An 18,307-nucleotide genomic window follows, 5' to 3' on the forward strand; every position below is an offset into this window, starting at 1 on the left:
AATTGAAAATGAACATATGATTGCCTCGTTATTAACCCCGCTATAATTTCACGAATCTTTTCTAATAACTCTTTTATATTAACTATGTTGTTCCTATTCAGTTAACAATTCTAAAATCTTTATTGCCTTAACTGGATTATCTGAACATGTTTCACGAATAATTTTTTTCAGGGATCTTGCTCTTACACCACGTTTTTTCGCCTCTGCTTTTAACAGTGTATCGCTGATACGATTGAAGGCTTCAAGTGCAGCAGCTTTGTTAGCGTTAAAGTTTGAAGCGGCTACGAAGCGTTTATCTGCCGCAATACGTTTTTCACTTTTCAGGTGAGCATCAAGCTCTTTGTGAAAATCGCTATTCCCACGTTTAGTGAGGGGTAGGTTTAATATTCCGTGATCTAATGCCATCGCCTTATCCCTTTTTATCTGCTTTCAGATTGTCAGAACTTGCTTACCTAAGCGGCTGTTGTGCCGTTGATGGGCTAAAGTTAATTTAAACTAACAATAAATTCAATCGTAAATTTAAATAAACTTAACAATAAGGGCGAAATTATCGGTAAGAATTTGAAAAGTATGAATATTTATTTGGCGAGTTTTTTTCTGGTTTGTAACAGCTCTTCAAAAAGTCGGTTTAACTCATCAACTTTAAGCCGAAGGTCTGTTAAGTGCCGCTCTTTTTCTGATTCAGGAAGAGACGCAAACAATTGAATTAGTTCAGCTTCTCTCTCATCAAGTTCAGGTGGGATCTTTACTGCGGGTGAGGGGGATTGATCTGTATCCCCGTATAAAATCCACGTTGGTGAGCACTGTAATGCGGTACTCAGGGCAAATAGATTTTTGCCAGAAGGTGAACTGTCGTTGCTTTCCCATTGTGAAATGGTGACATGGGACACTTTCACCGCCTTTGCAAGGCTGCGTTGGGTTAGTTGCAGCTCATTTCGCCGCTCTCTGATGCGTTCACCGGGATTTTTCATAGTTAGGTAATTCTAAATTCTCTTGACTTAAATTTCCTGAACAAATAACTTGTTAACTAAATCTAACAACAGGAGAGGCGACGTGTTAAAAAAAGATGCCATTCAATATTTCGGAACCAAGAGTGCTCTGGCAAAAGCTGCGGGGGTTAAGCCGCCATCAGTTTCTGCTTGGGGTGATTTAGTCCCAGAGAAAAGGGCCGTTCGATTAGAGAAAGCCTCTAATGGCGAATTGCATTACGACCCTATTGATTATGACAAGCCTATAACACCAGCACAGTAAACGCTGATTTTTAAAAATCAGCTTTCATAAGGAGGTCGCTGTGAAATTAAAACATGATGCCATCTGCGCAGAATTGCGGAGTTGGGCAGCAGAAACCAAACAAGAAATTGTCGCGGCAGAAGTGGCACAGGCTTATTTCGATCTCGGTGGTGATGAGCTTCCACTCACGCCCATTGAGGATGAACACGCTACATACAACAACAAACAGCGCTTGTTCCGCTGGGTTGATAGTGACACTGACAAGGCCAGAGAAAAAATTGCCGAACTTACTCCAGCCATTCTTCAGGCATTGCCAGGAGAGCGACGCGCCAGATTGGAAAACCCCAATTCAGTGAATTATTTGGCGGCACAAGCATTGCGCGATTTCTCGCTGGCGATGAGCGCGGTGTTGTTGGGCTGCTCTGATATGTCACAGAAATTAATTAAAGCAACTGAGGCGATACATGCACTTATTCCGGTGACACAGCAGTTGATTGCATAACGAGGTATGACCAATGGCTAAATTTTCCAGAGAACAAGTCGAGCAACAATTACGAGATGAACTGCAACGTGTCGGTTTTAGCGAGACAGTCGCCAGATCTGCTGCTATTCAAGGCGGCAAGCATTATACCGACACGCCTAATTCCACATTTTCCAGCGCGTTAGTTTGGGCTAAGACATATGCCAAACCCTATAAGCGGATGCGGGATAAGCCAGCACAGAAAGCGGCCAAAGCTAAAAAGCCGTGGAGATAACCGCATGTCTAAAAAGCTGACATACCGAAATGGTTACCGCTACGGGAATATGCCAATCACTTCAAACATGGCGCGGGTGGTTTTACGGCAATTTGCCCGTGAGGCTATGCAAGGCCAGCGTAGAGCTTTCAATGCTCTTTTTAATATTAGTAACGCCAAATGTAACGTTAATAGCGTTACAGAAAAGCACTGAATCGGGGTATGTATGGCATCAAGTTGGATAAAAGTCGAAGTTATTACTCCAGACAAACCGGAGATATTCCAACTGGCTGAAATCCTGAATATCGACCCAGATACAGTGCTTGGGAAATTAATTCGTGTTTGGGTCTGGGCTGACCAACAGACTATCGACGGTAACGCAGATGGTAACGCCGTCAGCGTTACAAGAATTGGCATTGACCGTATCACTTTTATGTCTGGCTTTGCTGATGCACTGATAACAGTTGGATGGTTAAAACATGACGGCGGGAAAATGTACTTCCCTCACTTTGACCGCCATAACGGAAAAGGTTCTAAAAAACGGGCGGTTACAAGTAGGCGCGTTACAGAATTCAGAGATTCCAAGCCAAAAAGTAACGCTAATAGTAACGCTGGCAGCGTTACACCACCGGATAAAAAAGCGTTACCAGAGGAAGAGTTAGAGGAAGAGAAAGATCTAAAAGATAAACCCCTATTGTCCCATGGCGAAAAAAACGCCACAGGACCGAACGAGGATTATCCGCCTTCGAATCCCGAACCAGAACCCCAACAGGCTGGGAGCAAAAACAAGCGGCATGAGTACCCGCCAGAATTCGAAGCAGCTTGGCTGGAATACCCACGCAGACCGGGAAGCCCTGACAAGTACGGTGCTCTCAAGGCTTGGAATGCCCGACTACGGGACGGCGTAACGGTTGATGCGATGTTGGAGGGGGTGAAACGCTATGCAGCGTTCGTCAAGGCGACGGGCAAGGCTGGCACGGAATTTATCAAACAGGCTAAAACATTTTTTGGACCGTCAAAACATTTTGACGATGAATGGCAAGTGAGCACAGGAGAAAACCATGTGGAATTCAGATTCAACCAGAGCGACCCAAGGCCGTACTCTGAGCAATATCTCAGTTGGGAACAGCAACAGCAAGGAGTCACCGGCATGGCGCCTATGGGATCTCATGATCAAAATCTACGGGAACCGCTGGACTGCGAAGAATGGCAATCGACCATCGGACCTGTGGGAGTGCCAGATTGGGGCAATGACCAGTGACCAACTCCAGCGGGTTTGCACCGCATGCATGAAACGCTGTGAATCTGGTAACTCTTGGCCGCCAGATTTTGCCGAGTTTGTTTCTCTTGTGGCGGAGCATGGTGGTGGTCATTTGGGTTTAACTGTGGTGGATGTTCTCGCCGAGCTTAAGCGCTACCGGAATGAATTTTATAAATACAGTTGTGCTGAGGAATTCAACTGGCGCCACCCGGTTTTATATCAGATTTGCGTAGACCTTAAGCGCCTTGGAATCGAAAAAAGGCTCACTGATACCGGACTAGAAACACAGGCAGGTATCGAGTTAGCCAAGTGGGAAAAACGTGCCGCCAGTGGTGTACCAATTCCCCCAATTCGCCGCCAATTGAAAACACCTGACCGACCATCAGGATTAACCCCGGCACAGCAACTAGCCGCAGGAAACCGATACGTTAAATAAGCGAGGTATGACCAATGGAAATTAATAACTGTAATAATTTTATCAATGATAATCGGCCAGTGATTGACGACAAATGTGATCATTCATCCTGCATCATTGATGCCTGGGGAATGGCGGCTCGCGCCAGATGCCGAGCGCCTTACACGCCACCGGTCAAGCCGAAAAAAGTGGTAATTCCTACATCGAAAGCAACGAAATCAGAGAAGCTTAAAGCGGCCAAAAAATCTAACACATCATCAGCACTGCGGCTAAAAGCCAGTGAGCTGGTGGCGGTGATGTTGGGCAAAACATTGACCTATACCGGCATTCTTGCCGCGCTTGATAAATCCTATCCGGATCACGGCATTACGCTGCGCATGTTGCAGATGCGTATGATTGGCTTGATGAAATCGCCACATGTTGACATTACTCGTCATGAAAAACCGGTAGCGGAATTTACCTTGCACAGTGTCAGTGAGCGTTTTTATGCGGATTCGATACTCAGGGCCAAAACAAAAGGTGGGGGGGCTCAATGATCTGGCCTACGGAAGTAAATCAATGTGCCTCATCGGTTATACCGGTACATGCTTTGAGTCCCGACCACCAGCAACAGCTTTTGCTCCAAATGAATCAGATGTTTTTAAATCGAGATAATCCGCAGCATATCCAACAGACAGCCCATGCATGGGCGCGGCGTAAAGAAATCACGGTAGCGCGGCCTGATTTACAGGATGGTCTGGTGGTTGTGGGGTTCGCTGGTGGCGGTGGCAGCTGTGAGGGCATCAAGCAAGCATTAGGCTATGAGCCACACATCGCGATGAACCATAACCCTGTGGCGATGGCGATGCATGCCATCAATCACCCACGTACGTTGCATTACCCTGAGGATATTTTCAGTGTTGACCCGCTCATCTCAACGGGCGGTTTGCCGGTATTGCTGGGTTGGTTCAGTCCTGATTGCCGTCACTTCTCCAAAGCCAAGGGCGGCACGCCAGTTAAGAAAGAAATTCGTGGTTTAGCCTGGGTGGTGTTGCGCTGGGCGCTGGCAGTACGTCCACGCTTTCTGATGTTGGAGAACGTCGAAGAGTTTCGCGGCTGGGGGCCATTATTGACGGATAGCGAAGGCAATCACCGTCCTGATCCCGCGCGTAAAGGTGAAACGTTCAAGGCATTTATTGGCATGCTGGGTACCGGTATTGATGCGAATCATCCAGCGCTGGCCGAAGTGTGTAAGTTTTTGAAGATAGATATCAATGGCTCCGAGGCAGAGAGGCTAACTTCAGGTTTAGGTTATAACGTGGATCATCGGGAGCTTAAAGCCTGTGATTACGGAACCCCCACTATCAGAAAGCGGTTGTTTGTGGTTGGGCGTTGTGACGGTGAGCCGGTTGTATGGCCAGAGCCAAGCCACGGCGCACCAAACTCTGCAGATGTGCTTTCTGGCATGTTGCAACCTTGGCGAACGGCGGCGGAGTGTATCGATTGGAGCCAGCCAACACGCTCTATTTTCGGTCGCAAGAAAGATTTGGCTGATAATACCTTGCGGCGCATCGTCAAAGGGCTGCAACGCTTTGTTATCGATAACCCTGATCCGTTTATTGTGCGATTGGGCCAAACCGGTTTCGGTGGCGATCGTCTGCAGTATCCAATAGACCAACCGCTAACCACCATCACCAGCAAGGCCGAGCATTTATTGCTGGAGCCGTATGCGGTGAAGTGCAACCACACCAGCACCAAAACCAAATATGATTGCTTCCGTGGGCAGTCATTACGTGATCCGTTACAGACCATCACCAGAACTCACGGTTTTGCTGTCGCTGCGCCGGTAGTTGTGCGTCAGTTCGGTAACAGTACGGCAAATGATATCAATATGCCGTTGGGTACCGTGACGGCGGGTGGGGGCGGTAAAAGCCAGTTAACCTGCGCTCATCTTGCCAAGCATTATGGCGGCAATTATACCGGTGCAGGCATCAATATTAACCAGCCATTGCACACCATCACCACGGTTGATCACCACGCGCTTTGTACATCTCACCTGGTGCAATTGCGCGGCACATGCCGCGATGGTAAACCGATCAATGAACCGGTACCGACCTTAACCGCCGGCGGTAATCATGTCGGGATAATAAACGCCTTTCTGACCAAGTATTACGGTACCGGTGGCTCAGTAGATCTCTCAGAACCAATACACGCGGTGACGACCAAAGAGCGCTTTGGTTTGGTGGAAAACAATTTTGATGTTGAACCTCTGACCGACGAGCAACGCTATAACGCCTGGAACTGTGCGCGACTGGTGGATCATTTCAGCGATTTACCGGACGACTGGCATTTATTCCCTGCACCACGACCACAATATCTATCGATGGGCGAATACATCATCGTAGATATTTGCATGCGCATGTTGATTGCCCGTGAACTCTACAACGCCAGCGGGTTCCCGCCAGATTACATTATTGACCGGGATATTGATGGCACCCTCTGGCCCAAATCTGAACAGGTGGCAAGATGTGGTAACGCGGTGCCGCCACCCTTTGCCGAGGCATTGGTAAGGGCCAATATGCCAGAGCTGTGTATCTGGAGGATGGCGGCATAATCAACAAGAAATTGCTGATATTCATACTTTTTATGTGGTTATATCCGCTATTTAGAATATGAAACTTTACTTAACTGACATTCACATGAAATCGGTTGAACCAGGTCCCCTGTATGGGGTTATTGAGATCATAAAGGTGTTAGCTTAATGATTACTATAGAAAACTTGATTCAACATTTACCAACGGATGGCCGAACTGTAATTCATTGTGAAAAGGGTAAGATAATAAGTATTGCACAATTAAGACCGGATCAGTTTATAGCAACGCTGCCAGCCTTTATCGAGATGGCAGAAAGAGCGGGGTATATCATTACAATCCCTGATATTTAACGGTATAATAACCAAGTCAGCCTGAACAACTGACAACCTAAGTTGTTGTTGTGTCATCACCCTTGGGGGCAAGATGGCACAACTTTCATTTATCAAATCTGGCAATGAGACACTGACACCGGCCACGCCCGATGTTAGGGATTTTCTGCATTACAAAGTCAAGCTGGGGGCTATTCTCACCGCTGATTTTAAGCAGGTTCGAAACCCGAAGTTTCACCGCAAATATTTTTCCTTACTGAATCTGGGTTTTGATTACTGGACACCCTCCGGTGGCACCATATCGCCTGAAGAAAAGAAGCTGGTGCGTGGTTATGTAAACTATTTGGCAGAATATGCCGGTCATAGCGATACGCTGGAAGAATTAGCCCGTCAGTACCTCGATACCCTGGCAGAACAGCGGGCCGACCGTGTAACCCTGCTTAAATCCTTTGATGCTTTTCGCCGCTGGACAACCATTCAAGCTGGTTATTACGCCATTATTCAAATGCCGGATGGCTCGCAATTTAAAGAGCCTAAATCGATCTCTTTTGCCTCGATGGACGATACCGAATTCTCCGAACTCTACAAAGCCACTCTTGATGTTCTCTGGCAATTCATTTTAAACAAAACCTTTAGTACACCAGCAGCTGCAGAAAATGCTGCCAGCCAGTTGTTAAGTTATGCGTAGGGGGATTTATGGCTAATTTACGCAAAGAGGCAAGGGGCCGTGAGTGTCAAATAAGAATCCCCGGCATATGCAATGGCAATTCCGAAACTGTGGTTCTGGCTCATTACCGATTGGCGGGTACCTGTGGCACCGCCATTAAACCACCTGATGAGCAGGGGGCTTGGGGATGCGGTGCATGTCACGACGAGTGTGACCGGCGCACCCGCTTAATTGATAGTGACACTGCCCGTCTGTATCACGCCGAGGGCGTTATGCGCACCCAGTATATTTTACGAAAGGAAGGGAAGTTATGAGAGCCGCACCGCAAAGCCTGCCGTCAGAGCAGGAAAAACCAATGCTGGATATTCAATATCTATTGGAGCTTTGGGGAGCATGGGCCGCCAATGATAATAGCCAGGTAGATTGGCAACCTATTGCAGCAGGCTTTAAGGGACTGCTCCCCTATACCAATAAATCACGGCCACAGTGCTGTGATGATGACGGCATTATGATTGATCGCTGTGTGGCACGATTGAAAAAGTATAAACCAGAAGAGTATGAACTGGTGATTTTGCACTATGTATACGGTGTTTCGCTGCGAATGATAGCTAAAAGGCGCAAGTGCTCAGATGGGACAATCAGGAAAGAGATGCAAACGGCGATTGGTTTCATCTATGGGGTTTTAGCAATGATATTGAATGGACTAAAATAATTTAACTATAACTCCGATGGTGCCTATACAAACGGGCACCCAAGCTATTGATATTAAAAAGTCCAAAACTCGCCTGCAAAAAACCACATTTTTAATTAATTCTGATTTAGCTTCGATTAATCTTATTTTAAGATCTGATTTTTCATCTTGTATTTTATTTTCAATTGATAAAAAAACAATATCTTTTGCGTGAGAAATTCTATCTAATTGCTTCTTCTGTGAAATAAGAACAAGAGAGATTATAATGCTTGTTAAAATCAATCCAGAGAAAGTAATAAATGTCTCTATTTTCCCACTAAACTGATAAATAGCAATTGAACCTACCAAAGAAATAGGAATAGCTAAAGCCTTATTAGCGATTTCCGCAGTGATTTTGGATATTTTATCAGCATATTCGATCTCCGTTTCAGCAATTTCTTTTCTGGCTTTTTGAAACGAAAATGCTGACATATATACAGCGAGATTATTACTATATAAGTTACTGATTAACTCCCAGTTTTTAACAATTCCTTTGAAATTGGTTTCAGATGAGTTGATATATTCTATGAGCGTATTTCTAAACGTATTTATTTTTTCATCATAATGAAGATCATTACCTGGACTAATATTAATCAATGAATTGATTAGTGTTATATTTATCTCATTATAACCCAACATTTCCTCACTCAATAATGTTTCAATGATCGCCGACGATGACTTAGACTCAGAGTGGAGAACAAATACAAGTCTATAAAAGTTAGAGCGACCACTGTTTTTCATATCATGAAAATGTGATAACTTTGAAAGAGCTATAATTAGCCCACATATAGCCTCAATTTTTTTTACTGATTGTGGCTTGTTGGGGTCTTTTGAAAAATAGTTCAAATCTACAATGTAATACTGTTCTGGAACTTCTCCCCGCATTAAACTATTTATTTTTATGAAATCTTTCATTGATGGGTAAAAACGTTCAGCACTGGACTGGCTAACTAAAAAATCAAAATTTAATAATTCCCCATTATCAGGAATATCTTCAATATCGTTAATTGTCTCCCCATCAATTTCTAATTCTGTAAAGCTTCCGTAAGAAAAATTAGTACAATGAATGGACTTAACTAAAACCTGTAGCTCTGGAGTATATTTTATAGATGCAGAAAAAACTTCCCCGTCAAATTCCGGAAAGTTGGCTAGTCTATATAATTCAACTACACTGCTTAAATTATTCACTGTCTTTCTCATTGTTACTGATTATTTTTTTTCTTTCTTTCAGAGCTGACCTTATTTTTGTTTTTGCCTCTTCAGGGAGATTATTAAAACTAAGGTTTCCCGTTTCATCATTATAATATATTTTTGCATCTGCATTATCTCCTAGGAGCTCTTTGTCAAAATTGAAACTATATAGTGGAGTCTTATATATTACCTTTCTAAGTTTATCTAGAGAAGCCCTGTTTACAATAAAATCTGTTGGTATGCCAACACCTTCGCTATTGAGATAATGCATCATATCTTTCAATAGTTCATCTCTTTTATCATCATCCAGAATTGACATTTGTTCAAAGGCAATAGCTTCTACATCTGGTAAACTTGCAGGGGATTCGGAGTCGAATTGTTTTTCTAGATATTTTATTATTTTATTTCTGAATTCATCAGCATGGGGAAGCAATTCTGCATGTTTCTTGAAAAACCTCCTTACTTCATTGGGAAGCTTTCTTGTTGCTCCAGCAGAAGCTATTCCTTTGTCACAACCAAGTGCAGCTATAAAATATGCAGATGCAGATTGCCCATTCGTTTTACTTATAAAACTTAAATAGTTTAATTCATTGCGCTTAACTTCATCAGCATTAAAGTGTTCATAATAAAGATGAAAATTAATTCTCGCTGCTTGATTTATGTAGTTCAGCTCTAGATGCATCATTTCTTCAGGATTAAGATTTTCACTAATAGTCACACCATTTTTTTTCTTAATCATGGTGACTAAAAGATACCTAAGATTTAGATATATATAATCAGTAAAAACAACATAACCACCAGAGGACCAAATTTGGGATTTAGCCTCATGGTACATCTGTTTCATGATCTGTTTTGACAGATTAATGAAATCTACTGTGCTGGATGGTGTGACAGAGTAGTAGGCATTAAAAAGATCTGGAACTGGTCCTCTTTCAGTAGGTTCGGTCTTAAAGACTCCATGATGTGCTAAGTTACCACGCGAACCATACAGTTCAACAACTCCATCGACTAGTTGTTGAACAATTATATTGGATTTGTCTAATTCAGTATCTCGAAGATTATAACGCTTTGAGTGATCGAATTCTTTTTGCGCTTCCTTGATTAACTCATGAACAATGACGTGTTTGATAGATATTTTGCTCATTTTTTATACTATCCATTGTTTGCAAACGGCTGAATATTACAGAGAGTAATAAAATATTAACGCGTACGCAAAAATGATTGTACTGTGATAAGAGTGGTTACTTAGTCACGTAGCTTACACAATCAAAAAAACCTCGCTTTTAGCGGGGTTTTGTCGTTTTTGCGCCCAAATAATCTGCAATAACTATGATTATCATTTGATTGTGGCGTGTTTTCTTTTCGCTTCACACCCAACCCAACCCAACCCAACCCAACCCAACCCAACCCAACCCAACACATCAGGGAGGGGAGACTATGAAAATGAGCAATATAACAACAGCGGTCTCCTATACCGTGTCAGGTGGTAGCTTCATTTTTTGGGTTAAAGAGCTGATAGCTGGATTCACACCTGATGAGTGGACGGTTATCGGCGTACTTGGGTCTTTGTTTTTTATGGCCCTGACATTTTTGCTCAATGCAGGCGTGAAAATTTGGGATAGGCGGCATGGTTATAAACCGGATGGTGAGTGATGGCCTCGACAAAAAGCAAATTAAGCGCGGCTGTTCTGGCTCTGGTTATGGTTGCAGCACCGGCCACAATAATTCTGGATCAGTTATTGGATGAGAAAGAGGGTAATCGGCTTTCATCTTATCCAGATGGAAAGGGGATTTGGACTGTTTGCCGTGGTGCCACAATGGTTGATGACAAACCGGTAGTGAAAGGGATGAAGCTGTCAGCGGATAAGTGTGCTGCGGTTAATCAGCTGGAGGCTGACAAGGCCATCAGCTGGGTAAAGAAAAATATCCGGGTACCGCTGACTGAACCACAGATTGCCGGTATCGCTTCGTTTTGCCCCTATAACATTGGCCCGAGTAAATGTTTCACTTCTACGTTCTATCGAAAACTCAATGCTGGCGACCGTAGAGGCGCATGTGCTGAAATCAAACGCTGGGTATATGACGGCGGTAAGGATTGCAATATTCGCTCAAATAACTGTTACGGGCAGATAGAACGCCGCGCTCAAGAAAGCGAGCTTACATGCTGGGGGCTGGATGAATAAGGCCATTGGATTAGTCATTGTTGTGCTGGTGGTTATTGTGTCAGCTCTATTATTTAACAGTTACCGTCTCTCAAATAAGGTCGAAAAAACGGAAGCGGAGCTGGTAGCCGAGAAAAACACAAACACGGTTCTGGGAAACATTATTGATGCATATCAGGTGAATGATTCTGCAAATAGAGCTGCGACAATCAGACAACTCGAAAACGAGAGGAAGTTACGTAATGAAAGTGAAGATCGGCTCAAGCGGTTTCTGGTGGCGTCGTCAGATGATAAGTGTGCTATTCAGCGCATGCCTGACGCTAGCATTAACATCATGCGCGAATAAAGCGGCTTCACGTCCGCCAGCTAGTTGCCCCGTATTGTTACCGCCAGAATCAGCATTAACTGAATGCGAAGTGCCGGAGTTCGTCGGGACTACTTGGGGCGATAGTGGTCTGTATGCATTGGCTTTGAAACGCGAGCTGCGGATCTGTAAAGCGCGGCTTGATGAAGTAATCGAGTGGAAAGGAAATGTAATTATAAAAAAACATTATGGCTAGTTGGACGAATCTACAAGTAAAGTTAATAAAAAAATTTAAGTGATTAATTCATTAATATGCATAAAATGATGGGTAATTAGCTGTTGGGATGGTGTAAGTCTGAACTAACATACATTATGGTATTTTTATGGGGAAATCATGACAACTAGTGAATGGATAGCCTTGGCTGGTACGGTTGGAACTTGGGGCGCTGCTGCAGCTACTTTATTTGCTGCTTTGATGGCTATGAGAGCATTAAATGCATGGAAAAATCAGGAAATATATAGTCTAGTAAAATCATATAAAACAGCAGTTATAAGATATAGAAATACCCTTAAAAATATGCCACTTCAGTTTGAAGGATATGTAATTCATGATGAAAAATTCATCAATTTTGAATTGGCTTTTGATCATGTTTATGAATGTTTCGCATTAATTAATGAAGGTGATTTGAAAATTGAAATTCAAAAGAAATTTCTACCTTTTTACGAAACACATCTAAATTATATAAAAAGATCAAAATCAAGAGATGATGTATTCCTTTCAATAAAAGATATATTAATTATGAATGTTGATTAATGGAGTTTAATCTTTGCAGTGTAATGTTAATAACAATGACATGAGCAAAGCGATTCAGTGTTTGCCATAACTTGTTTATATATAAATGTCATCACATAGCAGCTTTACGAGGCTGTTATGTAATGCGCAAGCAAAGCCATCAGTAACACCTTCCGCTCACCCTGAGCATGGTTGCTGGTGGTTTTTTTATTTAGGAAGGTGGGCGACCGCTGGTAGTTGGAGCTACTAACGGCCATTCATACCCACAGGATCGGTCATGAGTACGAACCAAGGCCCACTTGCTCTCGAGAGCAGGGTCATAATAGTTGGAACATGCAAAATGACCATAGTAAAAAATCAGAATAAATTGGAAATAGTCTACAAATTGCCCAATTCGTTGATTGTTTACGCAAAAAATGCCAGAACCCACTCAGCAGAGCAGGTAGATGAAGTTGCAGCGAGTATTAAACAGTTCGGTTGGACAAACCCGATCCTTATTGATGAACGGGGTGAGGTAATTGCGGGTCATGGTCGTTTATTGGCAGCGGAACAGTTGGGTATTGAACAAGTTCCTACCATCACATTATCTGGGTTAACGGAGTCTGAGAAAAAAGCCTATCGCCTTGCTGACAATAAATTGCCGCTGAATGCCGGATGGGATCAGGATCTCTTAACTTTGGAATTAAGTGATTTATTGGCAGAAAATTTTGACCTTGGTCTAACCGGATTTTCGTCTGATGAAATCGATCAAATGTTGAATGTCGATTTTCTGCCTGGTAACGAAGATGATCAGGGAAAGCTCGATCACCTAGACGCCAAACTCTGCCCACACTGCGGGGGTGTTTTATGACAACACTCACGGTGGATTGGGCGACTCATCAGGCGGCCAGCTTTGCCTGCCTTAACTGGCATTATGCTAAAGCGGTTCCGGTCGGAAAATTAGTAAAAGTGGGTGCGTGGGAAGATGGGAAATTTATTGGCGTCGTTATTTTTAGCCGCGGCGCTAATAACCATATTGGGCAGCCTTACAGTTTGCAGCAGGATCAAGTTTGCGAACTGACCCGCGTAGCATTACGTCAGCATATATCCCCAGTTAGTCAGATATTGGCGAAAGCGATTAAATTTCTTGCTGATGTTTGCCCTGGTCTGCGGCTAATCGTCTCCTATGCAGATAAAGACCAAAATCATCATGGCGGGATTTATCAGGCCACCAATTGGATATATGAAGGGTTATTTGGGGTCGGAACGGTGGGTGCATTCATCATCAAGGGTAAGAAAACCCACCCGCGCAGTGTTTCTGCCAAGGGGGTAAAGCAAAACCTTGAATCAATCCGCCAACATTTAGATCCCAACGCCCAAGAGTTCAAAACGTCAGGAAAGCATAAATACCTGATGCCACTTGACAAGAAAATGAAAAAAATCCTGATTTCACGTCATAAACCCTATCCCAAGAGGGCATGACGATGGATAAGCCGACGCTAGATAAGGTGGAGGCATTGGCAGGGCGTGGATTAACCGAACAGCAGATAGCCGACACACTGGAAATCGACATTGATAATTTAAGAAGAGATAAATCAGCAATCTCACTTTACCGGCTGGCTGTTCGCCGGGGAAAAGCCAAAGGGATAGCGGATATATCCAATTCTCTGTTTATCAAAGCCAAGAAAGGCGACACGCGAGCCATGATTTTCTTGCTGGAGCATTTAAAACCCAAATGTGAGTAAAAAATGAAAAAGCCGGATTGGGAGGCGATAAAGCGCGAATACTGTGCCGGACAACTTTCAATTCGCGCATTAGCTGAAAAGTACGGTGTAAGTGATACCGCAGTACGGAAGAGGGCTAAAGCTGATACTTGGCCTAAGCCCGAAAAGGTTCGCAAAACAGGTTCGCATCATTCCGGTGCGAACCTGCGAACCAAAGATAAAAAATCAATTTCGAAAATTGAAAATATCGAATTGCCTGAAATTGAAAATCAAATTGAAGAAAGCCGCTCTATCTCCAGTAGATACGGGCTTAACGATATGCAGGCAAAATTCGTCAGTGAGTATTTAATTGATTTGGATAAGACGGCGGCTTATAAACGGGCCGGATATAAATGCGAGGGATTAACCGGTGCTGCTGCTGCCCGTCGGTTGTATCGCCATGTATCGGTAAACAGAGCCATACGCGATGCAATGGAAGCCAGAGAGAAACGGACGCATATCACGCAGGATGCTGTTTTAAATTGGTGGTGGGATATTGCTACGGCCAACGCCAACGAAATATCGGAGTTTCGCCGTTTATGTTGCCGTCACTGCTGGGGGATTGAAAATAAATACCAGTGGATTAACGAGCAGGAATATCAGGAAGAGTCAGAGAAAAGAACCAATAACGGTAAACCTGCGCCACTGGATGATGGCGGTTACGGTTTTGACAGTACGCTCGATCCTAATCCAGATTGCCCACGTTGTAATGGTGAGGGGCAAGGCAGGGCGCATTTTCATGATTCGCGGGATTTATCGATTTCGGCACGCCGCCTTTATGCTGGTGTTAAGCAAGGCAAGTTTGGCTTAGAAGTCATTACCCGTAATCAGGATGACGCACTAAAAATGGTCGGGCAGCATTTGGGTATGCTGAAAAATAAAACTGAAATCAGCGGGCCTGATGGTGGTGCCATTAACCAGGTGAATTACACGCCAGAAGATTATTCGAAAGCCCAGCAGATGTTGGAGGGTAAATTGCCGGGGTTGGACTAAGTGCTAAAAACTAGAAGGGATGCATAGTCAATGCAGTTAGAAGATCACGCCTATTGGCTCTAAGTAGTTGCGCCCAACAAACTACTGAAGCGTTTGGCGAAGCATTGGGCCGCGATGCTGTTCTAAAAGATGCAGGCTGGGCACATAAAATGTCGGAACATAGCCCTTTCCCAGATGAACGGCGTATTAACGTGTCTAAATTATCAATTGCTTCCAAAGAACTTAAATTCCGAAAATTGGACGATGATAAAGCCTGCGCTTGGAATATGGAGAAGGGTGCAACAGATACTATGTATTTGAACACCGAACGGAAGCAAGAAAATCAGACACCAGCAGAACAAAATGTTAGAGAAGCTAGAGCAGCATCTTATTGATAAAGTAGTTAAATGCTATGTATTAAAAGTGTCAAAAGTGACACTTTTAATTTTAAGCATGTTTCAAATTAAAATAATATATTTTGTGTGAGTGTGTTATTTTTTTGAAGTGACTTTGATTTTTTTCCAGTTCTCTTTAATATATCTTGATGCAAATTCAACCTCAGGAAACATTGTTCTAGAGTTAATATTGAGTGTGTCCAGTTGTTTGATAATCAGTGCCTTTGCGGAAGCGGGAATTGTGATTTTTTCTATTGTGAATCCGGCTGATTGATCAGGGGCGGTATACATTAAAAGTCCTGAAGTGATAAAAGCCCCTGATTGAGCAATTACTCGACGATTATTTTTTGCAGGATAAACGAAGAAATATTTAAAAAGATCTCTTGGTTCAGCACCATCTAGAAAATATGGTTTTTCAACTCGGACAAATTGTGTCAATCTCATCATTGCAGGAATACTTCGAAAAGAGTCCTTTGTTGTAACATTCCATTTTTCTGTGTTTTTGTACTTTTGTGTTATTTCTTCACGCTCTTTATCTGAAAGTCGAGCTAAGTTACAAATTAAGCTGATTGTATCACTATCAGCATACTTAACACGTATGCTGGAAAAATCAAATACTTGTACTACCGCGTCTTTGTCGTGAAATTCTTTTTCGTTACAAGCAAAATACAAACCTACAAGTGGGTTAAGTGAAACATCAAGTAAACGAGTAGGAAGAGCATAGTGCTGCGCCCTTACCAGTTTGTCGAACATAGATTTATCAGTACCGAATTCATTTGGAGCTTCAAGCATTAACTCACTAAATATTTTGTTTTCAGCATCAGGTTTCATATCACGCATTACGGATGGCTTTAGTTTCCACTTTGCATCAGATTGGCCTCGATAACATCGCACTTCGGATTCTTTTGTGAGGCTAAAGATTTTTTCTAGGTAAGATGTAACATTTTCTGCAATCAAGTTTTTGTGTGTTGTAGGCATGAACTAATGCTCCATTTTAATGAAGTAAATAAAATCTAAGTTTTAGTAGACCTAAATTGAACATGGATATTAAAAAATAGATATCAATATACAGCGAAATACCTGTCACTGGTGAACTTTTGAATAAAATCCGCAGTTAGGTCAGATAGAAGCACCTCATCAAATATTCAAAAGTAGGACTGTGCTATGAGCGATATTCTCGAATGGGAAAATCTGGATTTCCCGTCGCGTGTCGCCCTGAAATCCCGATCGGAAAAATCATTTCTCAATTTTACCCGCATTTGGTTTGAGCTGCTGCAAAGTGACCGGTTACTGGTGAACTGGCATCATAAAATGATGGCCGCAAAGCTGGATGATTTGGTCAATAACCGACTGCAACCGCGCAACCTGATTGTGAACGTGCCGCCAGGTGGCACTAAAACCGAGTTTATTTCAGTTCATCTGCCGGCCTATATCAATATGTTGGTGCAGACTGGTCAGTTACGGCGCTTTCGTAATCTCAATGTGTCGTTTGCTGACACATTGGTAAAACGCAATAGCCGCCGCACCCGCGATATTATTGCCAGTCTTGAGTATCAATCACTGTGGCCTTGTCGCTTTGGTATTAATCAGGCGGAAGAGTGGGAAATCGTTAATAGTCGGGGCCGGATGGTGGGGCAGACGGTTTCACGCTCCAGCGGTGGGCAATTAACCGGTGGTCGTGCGGGTTTCCCCGGCCCTGATTTTTCCGGTTTTGTTGGGTTGGATGATTACAACAAACCCGAAGATATGTTTTCGGCCACCAAACGGGCCAGTGCGAACCGTATCTTAGTGAACACCATCCGCTCACGGCGCGGTGATAAGAGCAAAGAGCATCCAACCCCGTTTGTTTCTATCCAGCAGCGACTTCATACCGATGACGCTACCGGATTTATGCTGTCCGGCAAGATGGGAGTGGATTTTCACCACATCACCATTCCGGCGCTGGTCAGTGAAGAATACATTGATGCGTTGCCGGAGCCGTGGCGCTCGCAATGCTGGTTCTCGGTAAAAAATAGTGAAAGTGTGGTGGTCGGCGGGGTGCGTTATTGGTCTTACTGGCCGGTAAACGAATATGTCGGTGATTTGCTGCGGTTGTGGGAAAGCGACGAATACACTTTCATGTCGCAATATATGCAGCGCCCACGGGCATTGACTGGCGGGTTAATTGATACCGACTGGTTTAAACGCTACACCCACTTACCCCCGCTGACTCACCGCGCCGTTTATGTCGATACCAACTCCGGCAAAATTGAAGATTACAACGATTACACCGTCTTTACCCTGGTGGGGATGGGGGTTGATGGCAATCTCTACATTATTGACAGTGTGCGTGGCCGCTGGGATCCGGAGGACTTACTGACCACCGCGCAAGACTTATGGGAGAAATGGCGGCCGTATAATCCGAAACGCCCCGCGCCATTACGCCATATGGGGATTGAGGATAAGCAAGCCGGGCAAGGTCTGATTACCACGCTGGTAAAACGTAAAAGTATTCCCATTCTGACCATCCCGCGCGGCTCAGGCCAAAATAAGCTGATCCGTTGCCTGAATACCATTCCGCAGATGAAAACCGGTTGTGTCTATCTTCCGGCACTGATGACTGACGACGGTCAAAAAATCCCGCAGGTGTATTACTGGGATGGCGCGGTGGCTGCCTCGACGGATTGGGTGCTGCCTGCACTGACGGAATGCGCTGATTTCTCAGCGGATGACAGCCATAAAAACGACGACATCCTCGATACAATCATGGATTCGATAGAGATCGAATTAATTGCTGGTGGCAGCATCAGTTATGACAAGTGGGTTTAAC

General features: G+C 43.8%; 28 protein-coding genes. 23 read left to right on the top strand and 5 right to left on the bottom strand.

Annotated features, from left to right (window positions below; genetic code table 11):
- Positions 1-93 precede the first annotated feature (93 nt).
- Both D5F51_RS07050 and D5F51_RS07055 read right to left on the bottom strand, forming a co-directional pair.
- Positions 94-405 (bottom strand): hypothetical protein, encoded by a 312-nt coding sequence (locus tag D5F51_RS07050; RefSeq protein ID WP_057627727.1) that lies wholly within the window; start codon positions 403-405, stop codon positions 94-96.
- Positions 406-578: 173 nt separating this feature from the next.
- The gene (locus D5F51_RS07055; RefSeq protein ID WP_042546154.1) at positions 579-971 is read right to left on the bottom strand and encodes a helix-turn-helix domain-containing protein; all 393 of its coding nucleotides are present in this window, start codon (positions 969-971) and stop codon (positions 579-581) included.
- Positions 972-1,053: 82 nt separating this feature from the next.
- Between D5F51_RS07055 and D5F51_RS07060 the strand changes: the two genes are divergently transcribed.
- The 12 genes from D5F51_RS07060 to D5F51_RS07120 all read left to right on the top strand — a co-directional run bounded on the left by D5F51_RS07060 (position 1,054) and on the right by D5F51_RS07120 (position 7,921).
- On the top strand, positions 1,054-1,251 hold the full coding sequence (locus D5F51_RS07060; RefSeq protein ID WP_057627725.1) for a Cro/CI family transcriptional regulator: 198 nt from the start codon (positions 1,054-1,056) through the stop codon (positions 1,249-1,251).
- Between the two features lie 40 nt (positions 1,252-1,291).
- Positions 1,292-1,732, top strand: coding sequence for a toxin YdaT family protein (locus D5F51_RS07065; protein WP_129195987.1), 441 nt, complete (start codon positions 1,292-1,294; stop codon positions 1,730-1,732).
- A gap of 13 nt (positions 1,733-1,745) precedes the next feature.
- Positions 1,746-1,985, top strand: coding sequence for a cell envelope biogenesis protein OmpA (locus D5F51_RS07070; RefSeq protein ID WP_129195988.1), 240 nt, complete (start codon positions 1,746-1,748; stop codon positions 1,983-1,985).
- A gap of 4 nt (positions 1,986-1,989) precedes the next feature.
- Positions 1,990-2,178, top strand: coding sequence for a hypothetical protein (locus D5F51_RS07075; protein ID WP_129195989.1), 189 nt, complete (start codon positions 1,990-1,992; stop codon positions 2,176-2,178).
- A gap of 12 nt (positions 2,179-2,190) precedes the next feature.
- Positions 2,191-3,225, top strand: coding sequence for a hypothetical protein (locus D5F51_RS07080; protein WP_129195990.1), 1,035 nt, complete (start codon positions 2,191-2,193; stop codon positions 3,223-3,225).
- 28 nt (positions 3,226-3,253) lie between these two features.
- On the top strand, positions 3,254-3,661 hold the full coding sequence (locus D5F51_RS07085; RefSeq protein WP_025378510.1) for a replication protein P: 408 nt from the start codon (positions 3,254-3,256) through the stop codon (positions 3,659-3,661).
- Positions 3,662-3,675: 14 nt separating this feature from the next.
- Positions 3,676-4,176, top strand: a complete 501-nt coding sequence (locus D5F51_RS07090) for a hypothetical protein (RefSeq protein WP_050127470.1) — start codon at positions 3,676-3,678, stop codon at positions 4,174-4,176.
- Complete coding sequence (locus D5F51_RS07095; protein ID WP_129195991.1) at positions 4,173-6,233, top strand: DNA cytosine methyltransferase; 2,061 nt, start codon at positions 4,173-4,175, stop codon at positions 6,231-6,233. The genes D5F51_RS07090 and D5F51_RS07095 overlap by 4 nt, the downstream gene beginning before the upstream one ends.
- A gap of 147 nt (positions 6,234-6,380) precedes the next feature.
- A complete protein-coding gene (locus D5F51_RS07100; protein ID WP_098057202.1) occupies positions 6,381-6,563 on the top strand; it encodes a hypothetical protein in 183 nt (60 codons plus the stop codon).
- 73 nt (positions 6,564-6,636) lie between these two features.
- Positions 6,637-7,230 carry a DUF1367 family protein gene (locus tag D5F51_RS07110; RefSeq protein WP_048615665.1) on the top strand — a complete coding sequence of 198 codons (594 nt, stop codon included), beginning with the start codon at positions 6,637-6,639 and terminating at the stop codon, positions 7,228-7,230.
- 8 nt (positions 7,231-7,238) lie between these two features.
- Complete coding sequence (locus D5F51_RS07115) at positions 7,239-7,523, top strand: DUF1364 domain-containing protein (RefSeq protein WP_048615663.1); 285 nt, start codon at positions 7,239-7,241, stop codon at positions 7,521-7,523.
- A 41-nt stretch (positions 7,524-7,564) separates the two neighbouring features.
- Entirely contained in the window at positions 7,565-7,921 is a 357-nt protein-coding gene (locus tag D5F51_RS07120) for an antiterminator Q family protein (protein ID WP_129199244.1), read from the top strand.
- Here the strand turns inward: D5F51_RS07120 and D5F51_RS07125 are convergent.
- Both D5F51_RS07125 and D5F51_RS07130 read right to left on the bottom strand, forming a co-directional pair.
- Complete coding sequence (locus tag D5F51_RS07125) at positions 7,913-9,127, bottom strand: hypothetical protein (protein WP_129195992.1); 1,215 nt, start codon at positions 9,125-9,127, stop codon at positions 7,913-7,915. The two genes, D5F51_RS07120 and D5F51_RS07125, sit on opposite strands and share 9 nt — an antisense overlap.
- Positions 9,120-10,274 (bottom strand): nucleoid-associated protein, encoded by a 1,155-nt coding sequence (locus D5F51_RS07130; protein ID WP_129195993.1) that lies wholly within the window; start codon positions 10,272-10,274, stop codon positions 9,120-9,122. The genes D5F51_RS07125 and D5F51_RS07130 overlap by 8 nt, the downstream gene beginning before the upstream one ends.
- A gap of 293 nt (positions 10,275-10,567) precedes the next feature.
- Here D5F51_RS07130 and D5F51_RS07135 point away from each other — a divergent pair, with 293 nt between their 5' ends.
- The 10 genes from D5F51_RS07135 (at position 10,568) to D5F51_RS07180 (ending at position 15,498) form a co-directional block, all read left to right on the top strand.
- Positions 10,568-10,783: a phage holin gene (locus D5F51_RS07135; protein ID WP_019082932.1), complete on the top strand. Its 216-nt coding sequence runs from the start codon at positions 10,568-10,570 to the stop codon at positions 10,781-10,783.
- The gene (locus D5F51_RS07140; RefSeq protein WP_129195994.1) at positions 10,783-11,313 is read left to right on the top strand and encodes a lysozyme; all 531 of its coding nucleotides are present in this window, start codon (positions 10,783-10,785) and stop codon (positions 11,311-11,313) included. The genes D5F51_RS07135 and D5F51_RS07140 overlap by 1 nt, the downstream gene beginning before the upstream one ends.
- Positions 11,306-11,638: a DUF2570 domain-containing protein gene (locus D5F51_RS07145; protein ID WP_129195995.1), complete on the top strand. Its 333-nt coding sequence runs from the start codon at positions 11,306-11,308 to the stop codon at positions 11,636-11,638. Before D5F51_RS07140 ends, D5F51_RS07145 begins: the two co-directional genes overlap by 8 nt.
- Positions 11,580-11,852 carry an Rz1-like lysis system protein LysC gene (gene lysC / locus D5F51_RS22970; RefSeq protein WP_425471861.1) on the top strand — a complete coding sequence of 91 codons (273 nt, stop codon included), beginning with the start codon at positions 11,580-11,582 and terminating at the stop codon, positions 11,850-11,852. The genes D5F51_RS07145 and lysC overlap by 59 nt, the downstream gene beginning before the upstream one ends.
- A gap of 138 nt (positions 11,853-11,990) precedes the next feature.
- On the top strand, positions 11,991-12,410 hold the full coding sequence (locus D5F51_RS07155; RefSeq protein WP_050328218.1) for a hypothetical protein: 420 nt from the start codon (positions 11,991-11,993) through the stop codon (positions 12,408-12,410).
- A gap of 319 nt (positions 12,411-12,729) precedes the next feature.
- On the top strand, positions 12,730-13,239 hold the full coding sequence (locus tag D5F51_RS07160) for a ParB/Srx family N-terminal domain-containing protein (RefSeq protein WP_129195997.1): 510 nt from the start codon (positions 12,730-12,732) through the stop codon (positions 13,237-13,239).
- Positions 13,236-13,850, top strand: coding sequence for a Mom family adenine methylcarbamoylation protein (locus tag D5F51_RS07165; protein WP_050291230.1), 615 nt, complete (start codon positions 13,236-13,238; stop codon positions 13,848-13,850). The genes D5F51_RS07160 and D5F51_RS07165 overlap by 4 nt, the downstream gene beginning before the upstream one ends.
- Before the next feature lie 2 nt (positions 13,851-13,852).
- Positions 13,853-14,113 carry a hypothetical protein gene (locus D5F51_RS07170; protein WP_050127482.1) on the top strand — a complete coding sequence of 87 codons (261 nt, stop codon included), beginning with the start codon at positions 13,853-13,855 and terminating at the stop codon, positions 14,111-14,113.
- Positions 14,114-14,116: 3 nt separating this feature from the next.
- Positions 14,117-15,124 (top strand): terminase small subunit, encoded by a 1,008-nt coding sequence (locus tag D5F51_RS07175; protein ID WP_129195998.1) that lies wholly within the window; start codon positions 14,117-14,119, stop codon positions 15,122-15,124.
- A 53-nt stretch (positions 15,125-15,177) separates the two neighbouring features.
- Entirely contained in the window at positions 15,178-15,498 is a 321-nt protein-coding gene (locus D5F51_RS07180; protein ID WP_050916801.1) for a hypothetical protein, read from the top strand.
- Positions 15,499-15,594: 96 nt separating this feature from the next.
- Here the strand turns inward: D5F51_RS07180 and D5F51_RS07185 are convergent, their stop codons facing one another.
- Positions 15,595-16,476, bottom strand: a complete 882-nt coding sequence (locus tag D5F51_RS07185) for an FRG domain-containing protein (RefSeq protein WP_050916802.1) — start codon at positions 16,474-16,476, stop codon at positions 15,595-15,597.
- 186 nt (positions 16,477-16,662) lie between these two features.
- On the opposite strand from D5F51_RS07185, the gene terL reads away from it, so the two are divergent.
- On the top strand, positions 16,663-18,306 hold the full coding sequence (gene terL / locus D5F51_RS07190; protein ID WP_129195999.1) for a phage terminase large subunit: 1,644 nt from the start codon (positions 16,663-16,665) through the stop codon (positions 18,304-18,306).
- Position 18,307: the final 1 nt, after the last annotated feature.

Origin of the sequence: Yersinia hibernica (assembly GCF_004124235.1) — a bacterium.
Classification (GTDB): domain Bacteria; phylum Pseudomonadota; class Gammaproteobacteria; order Enterobacterales; family Enterobacteriaceae; genus Yersinia; species Yersinia hibernica.

Coding starts and splice junctions, on each gene's coding strand:
- D5F51_RS07085 (WP_025378510.1), top strand. CDS start 3,254: ATGAAACGCTGTGAATCTGGTAACTCTTGGCCGCCAGATTTTGCCGAG.
- lysC (WP_425471861.1), top strand. CDS start 11,580: ATGATAAGTGTGCTATTCAGCGCATGCCTGACGCTAGCATTAACATCA.
- D5F51_RS07055 (WP_042546154.1), bottom strand. CDS start 971: ATGAAAAATCCCGGTGAACGCATCAGAGAGCGGCGAAATGAGCTGCAA.
- terL (WP_129195999.1), top strand. CDS start 16,663: ATGAGCGATATTCTCGAATGGGAAAATCTGGATTTCCCGTCGCGTGTC.
- D5F51_RS07050 (WP_057627727.1), bottom strand. CDS start 405: ATGGCATTAGATCACGGAATATTAAACCTACCCCTCACTAAACGTGGG.
- D5F51_RS07140 (WP_129195994.1), top strand. CDS start 10,783: ATGGCCTCGACAAAAAGCAAATTAAGCGCGGCTGTTCTGGCTCTGGTT.
- D5F51_RS07095 (WP_129195991.1), top strand. CDS start 4,173: ATGATCTGGCCTACGGAAGTAAATCAATGTGCCTCATCGGTTATACCG.
- D5F51_RS07185 (WP_050916802.1), bottom strand. CDS start 16,476: ATGCCTACAACACACAAAAACTTGATTGCAGAAAATGTTACATCTTAC.
- D5F51_RS07110 (WP_048615665.1), top strand. CDS start 6,637: ATGGCACAACTTTCATTTATCAAATCTGGCAATGAGACACTGACACCG.
- D5F51_RS07160 (WP_129195997.1), top strand. CDS start 12,730: ATGACCATAGTAAAAAATCAGAATAAATTGGAAATAGTCTACAAATTG.
- D5F51_RS07075 (WP_129195989.1), top strand. CDS start 1,990: ATGTCTAAAAAGCTGACATACCGAAATGGTTACCGCTACGGGAATATG.
- D5F51_RS07155 (WP_050328218.1), top strand. CDS start 11,991: ATGACAACTAGTGAATGGATAGCCTTGGCTGGTACGGTTGGAACTTGG.
- D5F51_RS07080 (WP_129195990.1), top strand. CDS start 2,191: ATGGCATCAAGTTGGATAAAAGTCGAAGTTATTACTCCAGACAAACCG.
- D5F51_RS07165 (WP_050291230.1), top strand. CDS start 13,236: ATGACAACACTCACGGTGGATTGGGCGACTCATCAGGCGGCCAGCTTT.
- D5F51_RS07100 (WP_098057202.1), top strand. CDS start 6,381: ATGATTACTATAGAAAACTTGATTCAACATTTACCAACGGATGGCCGA.
- D5F51_RS07145 (WP_129195995.1), top strand. CDS start 11,306: ATGAATAAGGCCATTGGATTAGTCATTGTTGTGCTGGTGGTTATTGTG.
- D5F51_RS07120 (WP_129199244.1), top strand. CDS start 7,565: ATGCTGGATATTCAATATCTATTGGAGCTTTGGGGAGCATGGGCCGCC.
- D5F51_RS07170 (WP_050127482.1), top strand. CDS start 13,853: ATGGATAAGCCGACGCTAGATAAGGTGGAGGCATTGGCAGGGCGTGGA.
- D5F51_RS07175 (WP_129195998.1), top strand. CDS start 14,117: ATGAAAAAGCCGGATTGGGAGGCGATAAAGCGCGAATACTGTGCCGGA.
- D5F51_RS07070 (WP_129195988.1), top strand. CDS start 1,746: ATGGCTAAATTTTCCAGAGAACAAGTCGAGCAACAATTACGAGATGAA.
- D5F51_RS07135 (WP_019082932.1), top strand. CDS start 10,568: ATGAAAATGAGCAATATAACAACAGCGGTCTCCTATACCGTGTCAGGT.
- D5F51_RS07090 (WP_050127470.1), top strand. CDS start 3,676: ATGGAAATTAATAACTGTAATAATTTTATCAATGATAATCGGCCAGTG.
- D5F51_RS07130 (WP_129195993.1), bottom strand. CDS start 10,274: ATGAGCAAAATATCTATCAAACACGTCATTGTTCATGAGTTAATCAAG.
- D5F51_RS07115 (WP_048615663.1), top strand. CDS start 7,239: ATGGCTAATTTACGCAAAGAGGCAAGGGGCCGTGAGTGTCAAATAAGA.